A 17,235-nucleotide genomic window follows, 5' to 3' on the forward strand; every position below is an offset into this window, starting at 1 on the left:
CCTATACAGAAAAGCCACCCCTAGGGAAGAGGTGGCTGTCTGACTGGGATCTACCGGTGTGACTGAATCGGAGCGGCGGGATTTGAACCCACGACCCCCACTACCCCAAAGTGGTGCGCTACCAAGCTGCGCTACGCCCCGGCGAGATGGAAACTATCACAGCTCCGGTGGCAGCCAGCGCTCCCAGTGCTTGCTGCGTTTGAGCCGCCGCAGCACCCGGGCGCTGAGCTGTTCGCGACGGGCACCGGCATAGCCCCACAGCCGCAGCCGGCGCGCCGTGTGGCGCAGTTCGGCCAGGGAGAGGGAGGCGAGCCGCAGCTCCGGCACCCGCCGCCAGGCGCTGGCGCGCACGGGCATCGGGTCGCCAGCCGAGGCCCCAGGCAGGCCCAGCAGCGCTCCCCCGGCCATCCACTCCGGCACCAGAACGAACAGCACGGCCAGCAGTCCGTAGAGCTCCACGAGGCCGCGGGGGAGGGGGTGAAGCTTGCGCTTGCCCTGGGGCTCGCCTGGGGGATCGACCACGCTCAGATCACGCTGCCGTTGGCCCGGGGCACGCGCGGCTCCAGCCCGGGGGCGGGGGTGCTTCGCGATGGCGGCGCCTCCTTCCACAGCAGCGGCGCCTCCGTCGCCGGGTTGAGCTTGCCGTACCAGAACACCAGGGCAAACACCAGGCCCAGGGTGCAGAGCAGGGACACGATCACCGTGCGGTCGGAGAGGGAACCCATCGGTGTCAGGCCTGATCGGTGCGGAAGCAGGAGAAGCGCTGCGGCAGCCGCTCCACGGTGAGCTCATCGCCTCTGAGGATCAACCGCAGGTTGTCGTCGCCGTAGCGCACCCCCGGCAGCGGCGAGGTTTCCCGGAACAAGGTGGCGCGGGAACCGCCGCTGATCAGCGAGGCCTGAGCGTCATTGCGCTCCACCACAAGGCGTCCCTGGTCGCGACAGAGAAAACTCTCGCGGATCTCGTAGTGCTCCCACCAAGGGGAGCTCATCGCCAGAACCGGCGGCATCAACGGAACCACAACGGTGGCGCTGAGGCCGGCGGCCAGGAGGCTGGCAGCGGATCTGGCAGCGGGTCCGGTCGTCATCGGGAAGAACCAGTGTGGAAGCGAAGGGTCGAGGAGGGCCGCCGAACCGCTCGGGCCAGCCCAGAGGCTGGGTCAGAGGCGGATTGGCTCGTTGGAGCTGCGCAGCACGCAGTGCTGCACCGACCAGTCGTACTGCGCCCAGACCTCGGGCGCCAGCAGGAAGTTGCCGCCGGCAAAGGCGGTGAGCCGCACACCGCTGGGGCGGGCGGAGCAGTAAGGGCGGCTGCCGGGGCGGGCCAGGTACTGCTGGTGGTGGGTTTCGGCGAAATAGAAGGGCTTGTGGATCAGGATCTCGGTGGTGATCGCCGGGAAGCCGGCGGCGCTGAGTTGCTCCTGGTAGTGCCGGCGGCTGGCCTCGGCCAGCGTCAGCTGCTCGGACGTGGTGCAGAGAATCGCCGAGCGGTACTGGCTGCCGGTGTCATTGCCCTGGGCCAGGCCCTGGGTGGGGTCATGGCATTCCCAGAAGAGCTTGAGCAGATCGGCGAAATCGACCCGCCGGGTGTCCCACACCACCCGCACCACCTCGGTGTGGGCGGTGCGGCCGGAGCACACCTCCTCGTAGGTGGGGTTGGGGGTGTGGCCGGCGGCGTAGCCCACGGCCGTGGTGACCACGCCGGGCAGGCGCCAGAAGCCCTTTTCCGCGCCCCAGAAACAGCCGCAGCCGAAGCTGGCCTCCTGTTCATGGGCCTGCAGCGGTGCCTGCAGCGGTGTGCCCAGCACCACGTGGCGTTCGGCGGTGGGGATTGGCGTGGCCCGACCGGGCAGGGCCTCCGTGGCGGAAACGATCCGCTGCTTTGGGCTGCTGGTGCCGGTCGTGAAGAGTCCGAACAACGGGTCGTTGGAAGCTGAACGGAGCCTAGGCAGGGGTTTCCGTGTCCGCCGCCGGTTGCAGGGCGATGTGGTTCAGCAGCGTGGTGGTGAACGCAAACAGCAGGAAGGGCAGCGACAGCACCAGGATCACGCCCACGCCCACCAAGGCGAAGATCGGCTTGCTGGAGCCCATCAAGGCGAGCCCTGCCGCCAGGCTCACGAAAATCACCACCATCCAGGCCAGCACCTGCCCGTAGATGTCGCCGAAGGTGAGGGTGCAGCGCAGGTTGTAGCCCTTGAGGGGATCCATGACAACGAGGGAACGGTTGGCGGCCGGGAGATCCCGGCCCCCAGCTAAGCCGCCCCGGGGCAGGTTGTCTGCTCCGTTCAACAACTCGTTTTGGTTCAGCCAGCTGCAGCTGAGCGTCTCGGTTCAGGCCAACTGGAGCTGAACTTCCGCCTGCTGCCGCTCCCAGAGGCGGCGGTAGGTGCCGGGCAGGGCCAGCAGATCCTCGTGGTGGCCCTGCTGCACCAGCCGCCCGTCCTCCAGCACCAGCACGCGGTCGCAGGCGGCGGCGGCCGAGAGCTGGTGGCTGATCATCACGATCGTGCGGCCGTGCTGGGCGCGGATCGACTGCAGGATCGCCGCCGCCGTGTTGTTGTCCACGCTGGCGAGGGCATCGTCGAGCACGAGCAGGGGGCAATCCACCAGCAGCGCCCGGCCCAGCGCCGCGCGTTGGCGCTGGCCACCGCTCAAGGTGATGCCACGCTCCCCCACCAGCGTGCCGTAGCCATCGGGGAAGCCACGGATGTCGCCTTCCAGCCGCGCCTCGCGGGCCGCTTCCTCCACCTGCTCGAGGCTGGCGTCGGGGTCGCCGTAGCGGAGGTTGTCGGCCAGGGTGGCGGTGAACAGATAGCCCTCCTGGGGCACCAGGGCCACCTGGGCGCGCAGGTCGGCCAGCGACAGAGCCGTGACATCGACGCCATCGATGAACAGCTGCCCGGACGGCACCTCCGCCATGCGACCTAAGGCCCGGGCCAGGGTGGTTTTGCCGCAGCCCACCGGGCCCACCACCGCCACCAGTTCGCCGGGAGCGATGCGGAAGCTCACGTCGCTCAAGGCCTCGCGGAGGGCGTCGTCGTAGCGGACCGTGAGACCACGCGCCTCGACAGCCCCATGGCGCTCACGGGCGGGAGGCACCGGATCGGCCGGGGATTCCACCCGTGGCCGGCGGCCGAGCAGTTCCTCCACCCGCTCCAGGCTCACCTGGCCGGTCTGGAAGGTGTTGAGGGTGAAGCCGAGCAGGGCGGTGGGGAACACTAGCCGCTCCACGAACAGGATCAGGGCCACCAGGTTGCCGATGCTGAGGCGGCCGCTTTCCAGCTGGCCGCTGCCGATCGCCAACAGCAGCAGCAGGCTGATCGAGGAGATGCCTTCCAGCAGCGGGAACAGGGTGCTGCGGGTGCGGGAGAGGGCCAGGGCCGAGTCGCGGTAGCGGCCGTTGCGTTCGCCGAAGGCCGTCTGCTCGTGCACCTCCTGGCCGTAGATCTTGATGGCGCTGATGCCGGAAAGGTCTTCCTGGATCAGGTCGCTGAGGCTGGCCAGGCACTCCTGCTGGCGCCGCTGCTGCCGCATCATGCGGCCGCCGAACAGACGCACCACCATCAGCATCAAGGGGTACAGACCCACCGCCGCCAGGGTCAGCAGCGGGTCGATCATCAGCATCGCCGGCAGAGTGAGCGCGTAGGCGAGGGCCGTGTTGGTGAGGCTCAGCACGGCGAAACCGAGCAGGCGTCGCACGTTCTCCACATCGCTGGTGGAGCGGCTGATCACCTCGCCGCTGCCGGTGGTCTGCACCCAGCCGGGCTCCTGGCGCAGCATGTGGTCGAACACCCGCTGGCGCAGGCTGGCCTCCACCTGGCGCCCCACGCCGAACACCAGCAGGCGTGAAACCAGCCGCGCCACCCCCATCAGCGAGGCCAGCAGCACGATCCAGCCGGCCTGCCTCAGCACGTAGGACACGGCGAAGCCGTCCTGCAGGTCGTCGATGATCCCGCGCACCATCAGCGGGATGGCCACGCTCAGCAGGTTCACCACCACCAGGGCCAGCACACCGCCGAGCAGCACCCGCCGGTGGGGGCGCAGGTAGCGCCAGATCAGACCCAGGCGGATGGCGGCCATGGCGGGGGGTGGAATGGCTCCAACCTACGGATCGCGCCGGCCGGGCGAGAGTGGCAGGCCTTCGAGCCGGGCCCCGCGGAGATCAGCACCCCGGCCCGCCCACACCGCCGCCCGCACTGCCTCACACAGCGCCTCACCCTGCCCCGAACACACCCCTACCCATGCCGTCACCCGAGAGCCAGTCGCATCCTTTGTATGGCACCGATCGCCAGGTGGTGGATGGCCTGCTGGCCAGCGACCAACCCGGCGACGGCCAGCTGGTGGATCTGGCCCGCCTGCTGAACCGCTACGACGGCTTTCCCGGCGCCGAGGATCTGCGCGCCGATCTCACCAAGACCCTGGCCCACTGGGGCCTTAACCGCGAGGAGCTGCACCGCCGCACGCGGGCGTTGTGGGAAGGCGGCTACCGGCCCGGCCCGGTTGCGGCCGCCGAGGGCCAGGCGGTGGGCAGCGGCTTCGACACCGCCGCGCAGGACACGCCCTGAACGACGGGAATCGGTCTCAGTGTGCTCCGATGATCAGCGGATTTGCGTTTCTCAGGTGATAGTGGAAGCGTCCCCATCACCTGGCCCGGCGTGTCCTGCACCCGGGCTTTTTTTCTGGCCGGGCGCCCTTTCCCCGCAACCAGGCCACCACGTCTCAGGCTCGATGCGTTCCACCCTTTCCTGGTCCCAGCTGCTCGAAACCCTGCTGCAGGGCCAGCCGCTGGCCGATGCCGATGCCACCGCCCTGATGGAGGGCTGGATCGCCGCGGCGATCGAACCGGAACTCACCGGTGCGCTGCTGGCGGCCCTGCGCAGCAAGGGGGTCAGCGGCGGGGAACTGGCGGCCATGGCCGCGGTGCTGCGCGAGGCGGCACCCCTGCCCTGCCCCCGCCCCGATCTTCCCCTGGTGGATACCTGCGGCACCGGCGGGGATGGGGCCGACAGCTTCAACATCTCCACGGCGGTGGCCTTCGTGGCGGCGGCCTGCGGTGCCACCGTGGCCAAGCACGGCAACCGCAGCGCCAGCGGCAAGGTGGGCTCCGCCGATGTGCTGGAGGCGCTGGGGCTCAACCTCAAGGCGTCGGCCGCCACCGTGGTGGGGGCACTGCCGCAGAGCGGTGTCACCTTTCTGTTCGCCCCCGGCTGGCATCCGGCCCTTGTGGGGCTGGCACCGATCCGCCGCCGTCTGGGCGTGCGCACGGTGTTCAACCTGCTCGGCCCGCTGGTGAATCCGCTGCGGCCGGAAGCCCAGGTGCTGGGCGTGGCCCGCGCCGACCTGCTCGATCCGATGGCCGATGCCCTCTGCCGCCTCGGCCTGGAGCGGGCGGTGGTGGTGCACGGCCATGGCGGTCTCGATGAGGCCTCGCTGTCCGGTCCGAGCGAGCTGCGCCTGGTGGAGCAGGGGCAGATCCGCTCGCTCCGCCTCGATCCCACCGCCCTGGGGCTGGCCGAAGCGCCGATCGAGGCGCTGGCCGGCGGCGATGTGGCGACCAACCAGCGCATCCTGGCGGCGGTGTTGCGGGGGGAGGGCAGCAGCGCCCAGCGCGACGTGGTGGCGCTGAACACGGCGCTGGTGCTCTGGGCCGCTGCCAGGGCCGAGAGCGTGGAGGACGGCCTGGCGCAGGCGCTGGCGGCGCTGGCGGGCCCGGCCCCGTGGCAGCGGCTCGAGGACCTGCGTGCAGTCCTGGCGCAGGAGGATGATCAGACCAGCGCTACCCCTGCCCCTTGACCGCCCCCTCCGCCGCCCTGCTCGTGCTCGCCGATGGCACCGTGCTGCGGGGCACGGCCTTCGGTGCGGTGGGCACCACCATCGGTGAGGTGGTGTTCAACACCGGCATGACCGGCTATCAGGAGGTGATCACCGACCCCAGCTACGCGGGCCAGCTGGTCACCTTCACCTACCCGGAGCTCGGCAACACCGGCGTCAACGCCGACGACCGTGAGGCCGATACCCCGCAGGTGCGCGGCGTGATCGCCCGCCAGCTGGCGCCGGTGGCCAGCAGCTGGCGCTCCGAAGGCCTGCTGGCCGACTGGCTGGCGGAGCACGGCGTGGTGGGCATCGCCGGCGTGGACACCCGCGCGCTGGTGCGCCACCTGCGCGAGCGGGGTGCCATGAACGGCGCGATCAGCAGCGATGGCACCGTCGCCGCCGCCCTGCTGGAGCAGGTGCGCCGGAGCCCCTCGATGGAAGGCCTGAACCTGGCGGAAACCGTCAGCACACCCACCAGCTACGTGTGGCAGCAGCTCTGCGGCGCCGGCTTCGATCAGCGCCAGCAGGTGGCGCCGGCTGAGCCCTACCGGGTGGTAGCGATCGACTTCGGCATCAAGCGGGCGATCCTGGAGCGGCTCAGCGCCCACGGCTGCACGGTCACGGTGCTTCCGGCGGGCGCCAGCCTCGACGAGGTGCTGGCCCAGGAGCCGGAGGGGGTGTTCCTCTCCAACGGGCCCGGAGATCCGGCCGCCGTGCAGAGCGGCATCCGGCTGGCGGCGGGGCTGATCGAGCAACCCAGCCTGCCGGTGTTCGGCATCTGTCTGGGCCACCAGATCCTCGGCCTGGCCCTCGGGGGCAGCACCTACAAGCTCGGCTACGGCCACCGCGGCCTCAACCATCCCTGCGGCGGCCATGGGGTGGTGGAAATCACCAGCCAGAACCACGGCTTCGCCTTGGCGGCCGCCTCGCTGGATGCGGCACAGGTGGAAATCACCCATACCAACCTCAACGACAACACGGTGGCAGCCCTGCGCCATCGCCACCGGCCCGTGTTCGGCGTGCAGTACCACCCGGAAGCCAGTCCTGGCCCCCACGACGCCGACCACCACTTCGGCCGCTTCGTGGCCCTGATGGCTGAACGCCGCGCCTGATCGACCGGCGGGTGTTCCGGTTTTGTGTGCGAGCGGTCTGGGCCTTGCCATCGCTCATTACACTTCGGTCGCTCGTTTCGCATCGAGGGCTGGGGCGATTCCAGAACTGCATCGACTGACCGTTTCCTTACGGGGCGGCTGTGAGCGTCGCGAAAACTGCCTGCTGTGCAGTTTCACTGGCCAGCTCGACGCCTATTCCGACAAGCAGTTCAAGGAGTTCATCACCGAACAGATGGGCAGCAACAAGCTGCCGCTGCTGCTGGATCTGACCCACATCGATTTCATCGATTCCTCCGGCCTCGGCGTGCTGGTGCAGCTGGCGAAGCAGTGCACCGAAGCCAACATCCAGTTCGTGGTGGTGGGCAACGCCCGCGTCATCCAGACCGTGAAACTGGTGCGCCTGGAAAGCTTCCTGCACCTGCAGCCCGATCTGGAAACGGCACTGGGTGCCCTTGCCACCGCCTGATTCCGAGGCCGTCCGCTGGCTGATGTGCCTGCAACCGGCGGAAGCCGAGGCGCTGGGGCCGCTCCAACTCGCCTGGCTGGGCGATGCGGTGTGGGAACTGCATCAACGTCTGCGCCACTGCCGCAGCCCCGGCCGCAGCGATGTGCTGCACCGGGCCGTGGTGGAGGAAGTGCGCGCCGATGCCCAGGCGCGGGCGCTGGAGCGGCTTGAGCCGCTGCTGGAGCCGGAAGAGCGGGAATGGGTGCGGCGTGGCCGCAACAAAGCCGGCCGTGGTCCTCGCCGGGGAGATGCGGGACGCTACGGACAGGCCACAGGGTTTGAGACAATGGTGGGCTGGCTCTTTTTACGGAATCCCGGACGGCTCGCCCAGCTGCTGGATCATCTGGAACAGACCGACCCCTGACCCCTTGCCTCCGTACCCATGAACCAACGTTTCGAGCGCCGCCGGCCCAATGGCGCAGGCGGGGGCAGCGATCGGCCCGGAGCAGGCCCGCGCGGCGCGCGGCCGTCCCGTCCAGGCGAAGGGCGGCCTGAGCGCCGCGGTCCGGCCCCGGAGCGTGGCGGCCGCGAAGCCCCCGACCGGGGCGGTGAGGAATGGCGCAAGCAGCGGCGTGAGCGCGTGCAGCGCCCCGCCGGCGAAGGCCGCCCGGCCCGGGTGATCAGTTCGCGCCCCGCCGGTCGCCGGCCGGAAGCGGGAGCGGCCCCGGCCGAGGGGGGTGGCGCCCGCTTCGGTGGCGGTGGTGCACGGTTCGGCGGCGGCAGTGGTGCCGGGGGCGGTGCGCGCTTCGGTGGCGCTGGTGGCGGCGCCCGCTTTGGTGGTGGTGCCCGCTTCGGCCCCCGTCGTGGCACGGACGATCGCGCCGGGGGTGAGCGGCGCTTTGGCGAGCGGCCCGGTGGGGAGCGGCTTGCAGGTGATCGGCCCTCTGTGGACCGCCCAGCCGGCGATCGCCCCTCCAGCGACCGCCCTGGCGGCGATCGGCCCTCGGGCGCCCGCCCGTTCAGTGAGCGCCGCTTCGGCGATCGCAGGCCGGAAGGTCGCCCCTCCTTTGGTGGCCGTCCCTCTTTCGGCGGCCGTCCTTCCTTCGGCGGCCGCCCCACGGGCCGGCCGCCCTTCCGCAAGCCCCCCTTCTCCGCCCCCCGGCCTGATGGCCCCGGCGGTTCCGGCGGGATGTTCGTGGACCGTGGTGCCAGCGAGCCGCAAGCAACGGGCGAATCGGAACGCTTCGGCGCCGAACCGGCCGATGATCTGATCTGGGGACGCCATCCCGCCCAGGCCGCGCTGGAGAGCGACCGGCCGATTCACCGCATCTGGTGCACCCCTGAGCTGCGCTTCGCTCCCCGCTTCCTGCAGCTGCTGCGCGAAGCCAAGGCCGGTGGGGTGCTGGTGGAGGAGGTCACCTGGGCCCGCCTCGGCCAGCTCACCGGTGGAGCGGTGCACCAGGGGATCGTGCTGCAGGTCGCCGCCGCCGAGACCCTCGATCTCGGCACCTTGATCGACGGTTGCCGCGGCATCGGCGAACCGCCCCTGCTGATGGCGGTGGACGGACTCACCGATCCCCACAACCTCGGCGCGATCGTGCGCAGCGCCGAAGCCCTTGGCGCCCATGGCCTGGTGCTGCCACAGCGCCGCAATGCGGGCCTCACCGGCTCGGTGGCCAAGGTGGCCGCCGGCGCCCTGGAGCACCTGCCCGTGGCCCGGGTGGTGAACCTGAACCGCTCGCTGGAGCAGCTCAAGGAGGAGGGCTACCGGGTGGTGGGCCTGGCTGAAGAAGGCACGGTAAGCCTCACGGAAGCCGATCTCGACGGCCCGCTGGTGGTGGTCACCGGCTCGGAGAGCCAGGGGCTTTCGATGCTCACCCGCAAACACTGCGACCAGCTCATCCGCATTCCGCTGCGGGGCGCCACGCCCAGCCTGAACGCCTCGGTGGCCACGGCCCTGCTGCTCTATGAGGTAGCCCGCCGCGGCTGGATGCAGGCGATCACCGGCAATGCCCCGGCTCCGCGCATCGTGCGTCCGCAGCTGCCGAGCAAGGCGGCAGCCAGCAACACAGAAGCAGTCCCGGCGGCGGTTGACCAACCGGCCGCCGTTGCTGACGGCCCGGGCGATGCGCTTCCGGCCGATGAGGGGCTGCTGACCGCTGATCAGGAGCTGCCTGTGGATGGGCTCCTGGCTGTGGATGAGGGGTTGATCGTCGAAGAGGAGTTGATCGTCGTTGAAGAACAGCGCGTCGATGGGGAGTTCCCCGTGGATGAGGAGTTGCGCATTGATGGGGAGCTGATGGTGGAGGAGGCAGTGGCTGCGTACGACTCCCTCGCCGGCATCGACCCGGAGCAGGTGCAGGAACCCGCAGAGGACGCGGTGCCCGCGGCCCACAACGAGCTCGCAGCCGTTGTGGAGCCTGCAGCCAGTGAGAAGACCGCAACCATTCAGGAGCCTGGAACCAGCAGCGAATCCACCGCTGCCCCAGCACCTCCTTCAGCGCCTCTGGAGCTCACCCTGGAGCTCTCGCCGACCAGCCCCACGGGCTTTCAGGGGGACATCCAGCTCTGAGTCCGACGGTGCACACCATTCGGGAAAAACGGCTGTGGACGGCCCCATGCGAGGGCACAATGGATCGGTACGAAAAGCCTGAATGGACGCCCTGATCCGGCCTTTGCGCAGCCTGGCCAATGGTCTGGGGATGGCATGGTGGGCGCGGGTTGAAACCCACGATCCCAACGTCATCTACTGGTTCGGCCCGTTCATGCGGCGCCAGGAGCTGGAAGTGGAACTGGAGCACTTTCTCGCCGATCTTCAGGCAGAGGCACCCGGCGGGCTGAGCCATGAAATCCTCCGCACGCACCGGGGCGAACCCCTCACCGACGTTCAGGAGCCCGGCTGATAGCGTCCCACCAGCAACGATGGGCTTGGGATGGGGATCGCCGAATGGCGTGAGCGGCTGCAGAGCGGAGACGTGTCCGCCCGTGAGCTCACCGATCACCACCTGGCCCGCATCGACACGGTGGATCCCACCGTGCATGCCTACCTGGAGGTGACGGCGGAACGGGCCCGCGCCGATGCCGATCGCATCGACGCCGCCCGTGCCGCCGGTGAGACGCTGCCGCCGCTGGCCGGTATCCCCCTGGCGATCAAGGACAACCTCTGCACCAAGGGCATCGCCACCACCTGCTCCAGCCGCATGCTGGAGCACTTCGTTCCGCCGTACGAATCCACCGTCACCGAACGGCTGTGGCAGGCCGGCGCGGTGCTGCTGGGCAAAACGAACCTCGACGAGTTCGCCATGGGCAGCTCGACCGAAACCTCCGCCTTCGGCCCGAGCCGCAACCCCTGGGACCCCGAACGGGTGCCGGGCGGCAGCTCCGGCGGCAGCGCGGCGGCTGTGGCCGCCGGTGAAGCGATGGCGGCCCTCGGATCGGACACCGGCGGCTCGATCCGCCAGCCCGCCGCCTTCTGCGGCGTGGTGGGGCTCAAGCCCACCTACGGCCGGGTGAGCCGCTGGGGGCTGGTGGCCTTCGCCAGCTCCCTCGACCAGGTGGGTCCGTTCAGCACCAGCGTGGCCGATGCCGCCGAGCTGCTGCAGGTGATCGCCGGCGCCGACCCCCGCGATGGCACCTGCCTGCAGGCCCCCGTGCCGGATTACCGGGCCGCGCTGCGGCAACCCATCGCCGGTCTGCGCGTGGGTCTCGTGCGCGAATGCTTTGAACAGGAGGGGTTGGATCCCCAGGTGAAGGCGTCGGTGCTGGCGGCCGCCGCGCAGCTGGAGGCCCTCGGCTGCGAGCTGGTGGAGGTGAGCTGCCCCCGTTTCAACGACGGCATCGCCACCTATTACGTGATCGCCCCGTCAGAGGCGTCGGCGAACCTGGCCCGCTACGACGGTGTGAAGTACGGCTTCCGCTCCGAGCAGGCCGGCAGCCTGGCGGAGATGACCGCCCGCAGCCGCGCCGAAGGCTTCGGCGACGAGGTGCAGCGCCGCATCCTGATCGGCACCTACGCCCTCTCCGCCGGCTACGTGGATGCCTTTTACAAGAAGGCCCAGCAGGTGCGCACCCTGATCCGTCGCGACTTCGACGCCGCCTTCGGCCAGGTGGACGTGCTGCTCACCCCCACCTCACCCACCACCGCCTTCCGCTTCGGCGCCCACGCCGACGACCCGTTGGCGATGTACCTGGCCGACCTGCTCACGATTCCGGCCAACATGGCGGGCCTGCCGGCGATCTCCTTGCCCTGCGGCTTCGACGCCGACGGCCTGCCGATCGGTCTGCAGCTGATCACCGGCGTGCTGGAGGAGCCGCGCCTGCTGCAGGTGGCTCACCACTACGAACAGGCGGCGCGGGTGATGGACAGCCGGCCTGAGGCGGCCCTGGTGGCCTGAGCCGGCGGTGCCTTGACAGGGAACTAAACGCCAGATCTAGTGTTGTGCCCGTAGGGTAAGCACACCCCGTAGTGGTTCAGCCACCCCACGCCCTTGGCTTTCGTTCCGCTCCACAACCACAGCGACTACAGCCTGCTGGACGGGGCCAGCCAGTTGCCGCAGATGGTGGAGCGCGCGGTGGAGCTGGGCATGCCGGCCCTCGCCCTCACCGACCACGGCGTGATGTATGGCGCGATCGAACTGCTGAAGCTGTGCCGCAAGGCCGGCATCAAGCCGATCATCGGCAACGAGATGTATGTGATCAACGGCTCGATCGAGGATCCGCAGCCGAAGAAAGAACGCCGCTACCACCTGGTGGTGCTCGCCAAGAACGACACCGGCTACCGCAACCTGGTGAAGCTCACCAGCATCAGCCACCTGCGCGGCATGCGGGGGCGCGGCATCTTTGCCCGCGCCTGCATCGACAAACAACTACTGCAGCAGTACAGCGAAGGCCTGATTGTGGCCACCGCCTGCCTCGGCGGTGAGATCCCCCAGGCGATTCTGCGCGGCCGCCCGGATGTGGCGCGGGATGTGGCCCGTTGGTATCAGGAGCTGTTCGGGGAGGATTTCTACCTGGAAATCCAGGATCACGGCTCCCCGGAAGACCGGATCGTGAACGTGGAGATCGTGCGCATCGCCGCCGAACTCGGCATCGAGCTGATTGCCACCAACGACGCCCACTACCTCACCAGCGGTGACGTGGAAGCGCACGACGCCCTGCTCTGCGTGCTCACCGGCAAGCTGGTGACCGATGAGAAGCGCCTGCGGTACACCGGCACGGAATACATCAAGAGCGAGGCGGAAATGGGCCGTCTGTTCGCCGATCATCTCGATGCCGCCGTGGTGGCCCGTGCCATCGCCAACACCGCCGTGGTGGCCGAGAAGGTGGAGGCCTACGACATCCTCGGCCGCCAGCAGATGCCGTGCTTCCCGATCCCCGATGGCCACACGGCGGTGAGCTATCTGCGCGAGGTGAGTGAGCAGGGGCTGCGCAAGCGGCTGGGGCTCTCGGCCGCCGAGCCGTTCACGCCGCTCTATGGCGAGCGGCTGGCCTTCGAGCTGCAGGTGATGGAGCAGATGGGCTTCCCCACCTACTTCCTGGTGGTGTGGGATTACATCCGCTACGCCCGTGAGCAGGGCATCCCGGTGGGTCCGGGTCGGGGCTCGGCGGCCGGCTCGCTGGTGGCCTATGCGCTTGGCATCACGGCGCTCGATCCGGTGGAGCACGGCTTGCTGTTTGAGCGCTTCCTCAACCCCGAGCGCAAGTCGATGCCGGACATCGACACCGACTTCTGCATCGAGCGGCGCGGCGAGGTGATCGAGTACGTCACCCGGCGCTATGGCGACGACAAGGTGGCGCAGATCATCACCTTCAACCGCATGACCTCCAAGGCGGTCTTGAAGGATGTGGCGCGCGTGCTCGACATCCCCTACGGCGATGCCGACCGGCTGGCCAAGTTGATTCCGGTGGTGAGGGGCAAACCGGCCAAGCTCGCCGAGATGATCGGGCCGGAGTCACCGGCACCGGAGTTCCGCGAAAAGTATGAAAACGACGCCAATGTGCGCCGCTGGGTGGACATGGCCCGCCGCATCGAAGGCACCAACAAAACCTTCGGTGTGCATGCCGCCGGTGTGGTGATCGCCGCCGAACCGCTTGATTCGCTGGTGCCGCTGCAGCGCAACAACGACGGCCAGGTGATCACCCAGTACTTCATGGAAGATGTGGAGGCGATGGGGCTGCTGAAGATGGACTTCCTCGGCCTCAAGAACCTCACCATGATCGAAAAGACGGTGGATCTGGTGGAGCGGGGCAGCGGTGAACGCATCGACCCCGATGCCCTGCCGGCCAATGACCCCGGCACCTATGAACTGCTGGCCCGCGGTGATCTGGAAGGCATCTTCCAGCTGGAATCCAGCGGCATGCGTCAGATCGTGCGCGATCTGAAACCCTCTTCCCTGGAAGATATCTCCTCGATCCTGGCGCTCTACCGCCCCGGCCCGCTGGATGCCGGCCTGATCCCCAAATTCATCAACCGCAAGCACGGCCGCGAAGCGATTGATTTCGCCTGCCCGGCCCTGGAGCCGATCCTGAAGGAAACCTACGGGATCATGGTGTATCAGGAGCAGATCATGCGGATCGCGCAGGATCTGGCCGGCTATTCGCTGGGGGAAGCGGATCTGCTGCGCCGCGCCATGGGCAAGAAGAAGGTGTCGGAGATGCAGAAGCACAGCAGCCAGTTCGTGGAGGGGGCCACGGCCCGCGGCGTGAACAGTGCGGTGGCGGAAAAGCTATTCGAGCAGATGGTGCTGTTCGCGGAATACTGCTTCAACAAGAGCCACTCCACCGCCTACGGGGCAGTGACGTATCAAACCGCCTATCTCAAGGCGCATTATCCGGTGGCCTACATGGCTGCCCTGCTCACCGTCAACGCCAGCAGCACCGACAAGGTGCAGCGTTACATCGCCAACTGCCAATCCATGGGCATCGAGGTGATGCCACCCGATGTGAATGCCTCGGGAATCGACTTCACCCCCACCGGCGATCGCATCCTGTTCGGACTCTCGGCGGTGCGCAACCTCGGGGATGGCGCCATCCGTCAGCTGCTGGAGGCCCGCCACATGGATGGGCCCTTTGCCTCGCTCGCTGATCTCTGCGATCGCATCCCCACCAACCTGATGAACAGGCGGGCGCTCGAATCGCTGATCCACTGCGGCGCCCTCGATGCGCTGGAGCCCAACGCCAACCGCGCCCAGCTGATGGCGGATCTCGATCTGGTGCTGGATTGGGCAGGCTCTCGCGCCCGCGACCGGGCCAGTGGACAGGGAAACCTGTTCGATCTGTTTGCCCCCCCGCCTGCCGATGGCGGCGGCAAAGCAGGCAGCGGCGCTGGGGGCGCTGATCACAGCATGGCGCCGAAAGCTGCTCCTGTGAGCGACTATCCGCCGAAGGAGAAGTTGAGGCTGGAGAAGGAGCTGGTGGGCTTCTATCTCTCCGATCACCCGCTGAGGCAACTCGCGCAGCCGATCCGGCTGCTCTCACCGATCGGCCTGGCCACGCTCGAGGAGCAGGCCGACAAGGCGCGCGTGAGTGTGGTGGCGATGGTGCCGGAGATCCGCAATGTCACCACCCGCAAAGGCGACCGCATGGCGGTGCTGCAGATCGAAGACCTCACCGGCACTGCCGAAGCGGTGGTGTTTCCAAAAACCTTCGCCCGGCTCTGCGATCACCTGATGGTGGATGCACGCCTGCTGATCTGGGCCTCGGTGGATCGACGCGACGACCGGGTGCAGCTGATCGTGGACGATTGCCGCGCCATCGATGATCTGCAGCTGCTGCTGGTGGAACTGGAGGCCGAGCAGGCCGCCGACATCGCCGTGCAGCATCAGCTGCGCGAATGCCTGGTGCGGCACCGGCCGGAGCAGGACGAAGCGGGGGTGCGGGTGCCGGTGGTGGCGCTGGTGAAGCTGCACGACCAGACCCGCTACGTACGCTTCGGCCACCAGTTCTGCGTGCGCGATGGCGTGGCCGCCGTGGACACCCTCCACGCCGCCGCCTTCACCGCCCGGCTGCACTCACCCCTGCAGCTGGCCTGATCTGCGGCTGGGCTGATGCTGTGGCTGCCAGACCGGTGGCTTGAGACGCCTGGCTGGATTACGCATGGACCTGGGGCTCACGCACGGGCCTGGATGCGGTGAGACGTGCACGCAAAGGTTCGCGGAGTGGGGCGCTGAGCCGTGAACCGAACGCCATCAAAGCCCGTATTTGCGCAGCGTCTCTTGCCGGCAGACACTTTCAGCCGCTTTGAGATTGCTGTTGAAATCAAACTGCCTGAGAAAGCATTGGCAAGTGGATTGTGTTAACCCTTCAGGCACACTCTGACCCGAGCGCTTCACTTCATTATTCACAGCAAGCTGGCAGAAGTGCATGGCTAGATTACGGGCATCAATGGATTGTGCCCGAATATCCAGAGGCACCACGGAGATGAATGCAGACACCGCTATCACCACCTGAAGCCTGAAGGTTGTCAGCAGCCGAATCATCGAGAGCAACAAGAAGAAATCGGCCTTGCAGCAAGGCCTGAAAACGCATCCATCAGATCCATCAGATCCGGGAGCGTTGCAGCAGCCGTAGCACAATGATCACTACAGCGACCACAAGAAACAGGTGAATCAACCCACCCAATGTGAACGAACTGACCAGACCCAACAGCCACAACACAAGCAGCACGACAGCCACGGTTTCCAGCATGGGAGGCACTCCTGAACGATTGAAGTAGCTATTGGGATTGAATCCTGTGGATCACCACAGCAGGCCTAGCAGCAGGCCCCCGGGCGTGATGCAACGGATCAGGCCAAGCAGCGGAGAACTCCACTGATTGGCCTTTGTGTTTCAGGCCCTGGTCACTTGATCTTGTCAGCGGCCTTGGCGGTGGCATCGCTCACCTTGTTAGCGGTCGACTTCACGCCCTGTTTGAGGTCGGAGCCGGCCTGCATCGCTGCAGCCTGCACCTGTTTGGCCTGCCCTTTGAGCTTTTCGCCGGTGTCTCCGGTGAGTTCGCCGTGGGCAGCTTCAAGCCGGCCTTCCGCTTGCTTGGCGGAGGCAGAGAGATCTTTGGACATGATTCTGGCGGCAAAGGGGGTGGTGGTTACGAAGCTGGTCGAGGCCATTGCAGGGGGCTGAAACACGCAGGAGGCGATCATCACGACCACGGCGAGAATCAGGGAAATCGGGAACCTCCGATCCATTCGTTTCATGGGCTAGGTCTGCAAGGGCACCTCCAACACCTAGCCAGCGCTCCCCCAAGCGGCCACGAACGCACCACAAACGGCTCAGCAAGGATTCATTCCAGGGCAGATCTGCAGCACCTTCAGGCGCATCGCTTCGCCAGCACCTTGTCTGCTGCACGTTCAGCAGCACGAGCGGTGCAGGGGCAATCCCAGGGGGCGTGTGGCGTGCTGGCGGCGTGCTGCTGCTGAAGCGGGGATCAATCAGCCGGGCGCGTTGCTGCCCTGGCGCATCGCCCGAATGGAGGCACGCACACGGCTGATGTTCACACCGATCTGCTCGAAGCCCAGCAGGCTGCCGGCCGCTTCTTCCCAGCTGGCCGAGAGCACGCCATAGCTGAGGCCCAGCACACCCAGCAGGAACAGGCCACCGGACACCGCGAGGGTGAGCACCGGGGGGACGTCGTAGATGTTGCGGCTCACCAGCAGGTAGCTGACCACGAACGCGGACATGCCCAGCACGGAGGGAACCCCCGTGGCCAGGGCGATGCGGCGTGCCATGCGGTTGGCCACTGCAGGCGGAATCACTTTGGCCCCACTGGCCTTGGCGGCAGCGCCGCCGCCAGACTTGCCCGCTCCGGCCGTGGCAGAGGGGGCAAGACCGGAGGCCTTCGGGCGGGGCTTGCGCTTGGCCGCCATGGATC

Annotated in this window: 19 protein-coding genes and 1 tRNA gene; 9 read left to right on the forward strand and 11 right to left on the reverse strand. The window is 67.9% G+C overall.

Going from position 1 to position 17,235, the window contains the following annotated elements:
• Nucleotides 1-67: 67 nt before the first annotated feature.
• From ACXMDP_RS11340 to ACXMDP_RS11370, 7 genes are all read right to left on the reverse strand, one after another.
• Nucleotides 68-141, reverse strand: a tRNA-Pro gene (locus tag ACXMDP_RS11340).
• Nucleotides 142-156: 15 nt separating this feature from the next.
• The gene (locus tag ACXMDP_RS11345; protein WP_259730605.1) at nucleotides 157-522 is read right to left on the reverse strand and encodes a hypothetical protein; all 366 of its coding nucleotides are present in this window, start codon (nucleotides 520-522) and stop codon (nucleotides 157-159) included.
• Between the two features lie 2 nt (nucleotides 523-524).
• On the reverse strand, nucleotides 525-725 hold the full coding sequence (locus ACXMDP_RS11350) for a hypothetical protein (RefSeq protein ID WP_259730606.1): 201 nt from the start codon (nucleotides 723-725) through the stop codon (nucleotides 525-527).
• Nucleotides 726-730: 5 nt separating this feature from the next.
• Complete coding sequence (locus tag ACXMDP_RS11355; protein WP_233133014.1) at nucleotides 731-1,087, reverse strand: MliC family protein; 357 nt, start codon at nucleotides 1,085-1,087, stop codon at nucleotides 731-733.
• 72 nt (nucleotides 1,088-1,159) lie between these two features.
• The gene (gene msrA, locus ACXMDP_RS11360) at nucleotides 1,160-1,918 is read right to left on the reverse strand and encodes a peptide-methionine (S)-S-oxide reductase MsrA (RefSeq protein ID WP_399233750.1); all 759 of its coding nucleotides are present in this window, start codon (nucleotides 1,916-1,918) and stop codon (nucleotides 1,160-1,162) included.
• Between the two features lie 25 nt (nucleotides 1,919-1,943).
• Nucleotides 1,944-2,207 carry a hypothetical protein gene (locus ACXMDP_RS11365; protein ID WP_259730607.1) on the reverse strand — a complete coding sequence of 88 codons (264 nt, stop codon included), beginning with the start codon at nucleotides 2,205-2,207 and terminating at the stop codon, nucleotides 1,944-1,946.
• A 123-nt stretch (nucleotides 2,208-2,330) separates the two neighbouring features.
• The gene (locus ACXMDP_RS11370; RefSeq protein WP_259730608.1) at nucleotides 2,331-4,079 is read right to left on the reverse strand and encodes an ABC transporter ATP-binding protein; all 1,749 of its coding nucleotides are present in this window, start codon (nucleotides 4,077-4,079) and stop codon (nucleotides 2,331-2,333) included.
• 161 nt (nucleotides 4,080-4,240) lie between these two features.
• On the opposite strand from ACXMDP_RS11370, the gene ACXMDP_RS11375 reads away from it, so the two are divergent.
• The 9 genes from ACXMDP_RS11375 (at nucleotide 4,241) to ACXMDP_RS11415 (ending at nucleotide 15,400) form a co-directional block, all read left to right on the forward strand.
• Complete coding sequence (locus tag ACXMDP_RS11375; RefSeq protein ID WP_094513003.1) at nucleotides 4,241-4,564, forward strand: DUF3288 family protein; 324 nt, start codon at nucleotides 4,241-4,243, stop codon at nucleotides 4,562-4,564.
• A 163-nt stretch (nucleotides 4,565-4,727) separates the two neighbouring features.
• Nucleotides 4,728-5,792: an anthranilate phosphoribosyltransferase gene (gene trpD / locus ACXMDP_RS11380; RefSeq protein WP_259730609.1), complete on the forward strand. Its 1,065-nt coding sequence runs from the start codon at nucleotides 4,728-4,730 to the stop codon at nucleotides 5,790-5,792.
• A complete protein-coding gene (carA, locus tag ACXMDP_RS11385) occupies nucleotides 5,789-6,925 on the forward strand; it encodes a glutamine-hydrolyzing carbamoyl-phosphate synthase small subunit (protein ID WP_259730610.1) in 1,137 nt (378 codons plus the stop codon). Before trpD ends, carA begins: the two co-directional genes overlap by 4 nt.
• Nucleotides 6,926-7,040: 115 nt before the next feature.
• Nucleotides 7,041-7,391 (forward strand): STAS domain-containing protein, encoded by a 351-nt coding sequence (locus ACXMDP_RS11390; RefSeq protein ID WP_094513062.1) that lies wholly within the window; start codon nucleotides 7,041-7,043, stop codon nucleotides 7,389-7,391.
• A gap of 22 nt (nucleotides 7,392-7,413) precedes the next feature.
• Nucleotides 7,414-7,794 carry a ribonuclease III domain-containing protein gene (locus ACXMDP_RS11395; RefSeq protein WP_259730611.1) on the forward strand — a complete coding sequence of 127 codons (381 nt, stop codon included), beginning with the start codon at nucleotides 7,414-7,416 and terminating at the stop codon, nucleotides 7,792-7,794.
• Nucleotides 7,795-7,812: 18 nt separating this feature from the next.
• Nucleotides 7,813-9,942: a 23S rRNA (guanosine(2251)-2'-O)-methyltransferase RlmB gene (gene rlmB / locus ACXMDP_RS11400; protein WP_259730612.1), complete on the forward strand. Its 2,130-nt coding sequence runs from the start codon at nucleotides 7,813-7,815 to the stop codon at nucleotides 9,940-9,942.
• 82 nt (nucleotides 9,943-10,024) lie between these two features.
• Nucleotides 10,025-10,273, forward strand: a complete 249-nt coding sequence (locus tag ACXMDP_RS11405; RefSeq protein ID WP_094513405.1) for a DUF1816 domain-containing protein — start codon at nucleotides 10,025-10,027, stop codon at nucleotides 10,271-10,273.
• A 30-nt stretch (nucleotides 10,274-10,303) separates the two neighbouring features.
• Entirely contained in the window at nucleotides 10,304-11,764 is a 1,461-nt protein-coding gene (gene gatA, locus ACXMDP_RS11410; protein ID WP_259730613.1) for an Asp-tRNA(Asn)/Glu-tRNA(Gln) amidotransferase subunit GatA, read from the forward strand.
• A gap of 93 nt (nucleotides 11,765-11,857) precedes the next feature.
• Nucleotides 11,858-15,400, forward strand: a complete 3,543-nt coding sequence (locus tag ACXMDP_RS11415) for a DNA polymerase III subunit alpha (protein WP_259730614.1) — start codon at nucleotides 11,858-11,860, stop codon at nucleotides 15,398-15,400.
• A gap of 156 nt (nucleotides 15,401-15,556) precedes the next feature.
• Here ACXMDP_RS11415 and ACXMDP_RS11420 read toward each other — a convergent pair whose 3' ends face one another.
• The 4 genes from ACXMDP_RS11420 to ACXMDP_RS11435 all read right to left on the reverse strand — a co-directional run bounded on the left by ACXMDP_RS11420 (nucleotide 15,557) and on the right by ACXMDP_RS11435 (nucleotide 17,230).
• The gene (locus tag ACXMDP_RS11420; RefSeq protein ID WP_259730615.1) at nucleotides 15,557-15,847 is read right to left on the reverse strand and encodes a hypothetical protein; all 291 of its coding nucleotides are present in this window, start codon (nucleotides 15,845-15,847) and stop codon (nucleotides 15,557-15,559) included.
• A 61-nt stretch (nucleotides 15,848-15,908) separates the two neighbouring features.
• Nucleotides 15,909-16,055 carry a lmo0937 family membrane protein gene (locus ACXMDP_RS11425; RefSeq protein ID WP_259730616.1) on the reverse strand — a complete coding sequence of 49 codons (147 nt, stop codon included), beginning with the start codon at nucleotides 16,053-16,055 and terminating at the stop codon, nucleotides 15,909-15,911.
• A 152-nt stretch (nucleotides 16,056-16,207) separates the two neighbouring features.
• Nucleotides 16,208-16,507 (reverse strand): CsbD family protein, encoded by a 300-nt coding sequence (locus ACXMDP_RS11430; protein WP_259730634.1) that lies wholly within the window; start codon nucleotides 16,505-16,507, stop codon nucleotides 16,208-16,210.
• 288 nt (nucleotides 16,508-16,795) lie between these two features.
• Nucleotides 16,796-17,230, reverse strand: coding sequence for a PAM68 family protein (locus ACXMDP_RS11435; RefSeq protein WP_094513393.1), 435 nt, complete (start codon nucleotides 17,228-17,230; stop codon nucleotides 16,796-16,798).
• Nucleotides 17,231-17,235: the final 5 nt, after the last annotated feature.

The organism is Cyanobium sp. ULC065 (assembly GCF_977927515.1).

What these genes read in the sequence shown, in the direction of transcription:
- ACXMDP_RS11350 (WP_259730606.1), bottom strand. Translation starts at nt 725, where the DNA reads ATGGGTTCCCTCTCCGACCGCACGGTGATCGTGTCCCTGCTCTGCACC.
- ACXMDP_RS11355 (WP_233133014.1), bottom strand. Translation starts at nt 1,087, where the DNA reads ATGACGACCGGACCCGCTGCCAGATCCGCTGCCAGCCTCCTGGCCGCC.
- ACXMDP_RS11365 (WP_259730607.1), bottom strand. Translation starts at nt 2,207, where the DNA reads ATGGATCCCCTCAAGGGCTACAACCTGCGCTGCACCCTCACCTTCGGC.
- ACXMDP_RS11370 (WP_259730608.1), bottom strand. Translation starts at nt 4,079, where the DNA reads ATGGCCGCCATCCGCCTGGGTCTGATCTGGCGCTACCTGCGCCCCCAC.
- ACXMDP_RS11375 (WP_094513003.1), top strand. Translation starts at nt 4,241, where the DNA reads ATGCCGTCACCCGAGAGCCAGTCGCATCCTTTGTATGGCACCGATCGC.
- trpD (WP_259730609.1), top strand. Translation starts at nt 4,728, where the DNA reads ATGCGTTCCACCCTTTCCTGGTCCCAGCTGCTCGAAACCCTGCTGCAG.
- ACXMDP_RS11395 (WP_259730611.1), top strand. Translation starts at nt 7,414, where the DNA reads ATGTGCCTGCAACCGGCGGAAGCCGAGGCGCTGGGGCCGCTCCAACTC.
- rlmB (WP_259730612.1), top strand. Translation starts at nt 7,813, where the DNA reads ATGAACCAACGTTTCGAGCGCCGCCGGCCCAATGGCGCAGGCGGGGGC.
- ACXMDP_RS11405 (WP_094513405.1), top strand. Translation starts at nt 10,025, where the DNA reads ATGGACGCCCTGATCCGGCCTTTGCGCAGCCTGGCCAATGGTCTGGGG.
- gatA (WP_259730613.1), top strand. Translation starts at nt 10,304, where the DNA reads ATGGGGATCGCCGAATGGCGTGAGCGGCTGCAGAGCGGAGACGTGTCC.
- ACXMDP_RS11420 (WP_259730615.1), bottom strand. Translation starts at nt 15,847, where the DNA reads ATGATTCGGCTGCTGACAACCTTCAGGCTTCAGGTGGTGATAGCGGTG.
- ACXMDP_RS11425 (WP_259730616.1), bottom strand. Translation starts at nt 16,055, where the DNA reads ATGCTGGAAACCGTGGCTGTCGTGCTGCTTGTGTTGTGGCTGTTGGGT.
- ACXMDP_RS11430 (WP_259730634.1), bottom strand. Translation starts at nt 16,507, where the DNA reads ATGATCGCCTCCTGCGTGTTTCAGCCCCCTGCAATGGCCTCGACCAGC.
- ACXMDP_RS11435 (WP_094513393.1), bottom strand. Translation starts at nt 17,230, where the DNA reads ATGGCGGCCAAGCGCAAGCCCCGCCCGAAGGCCTCCGGTCTTGCCCCC.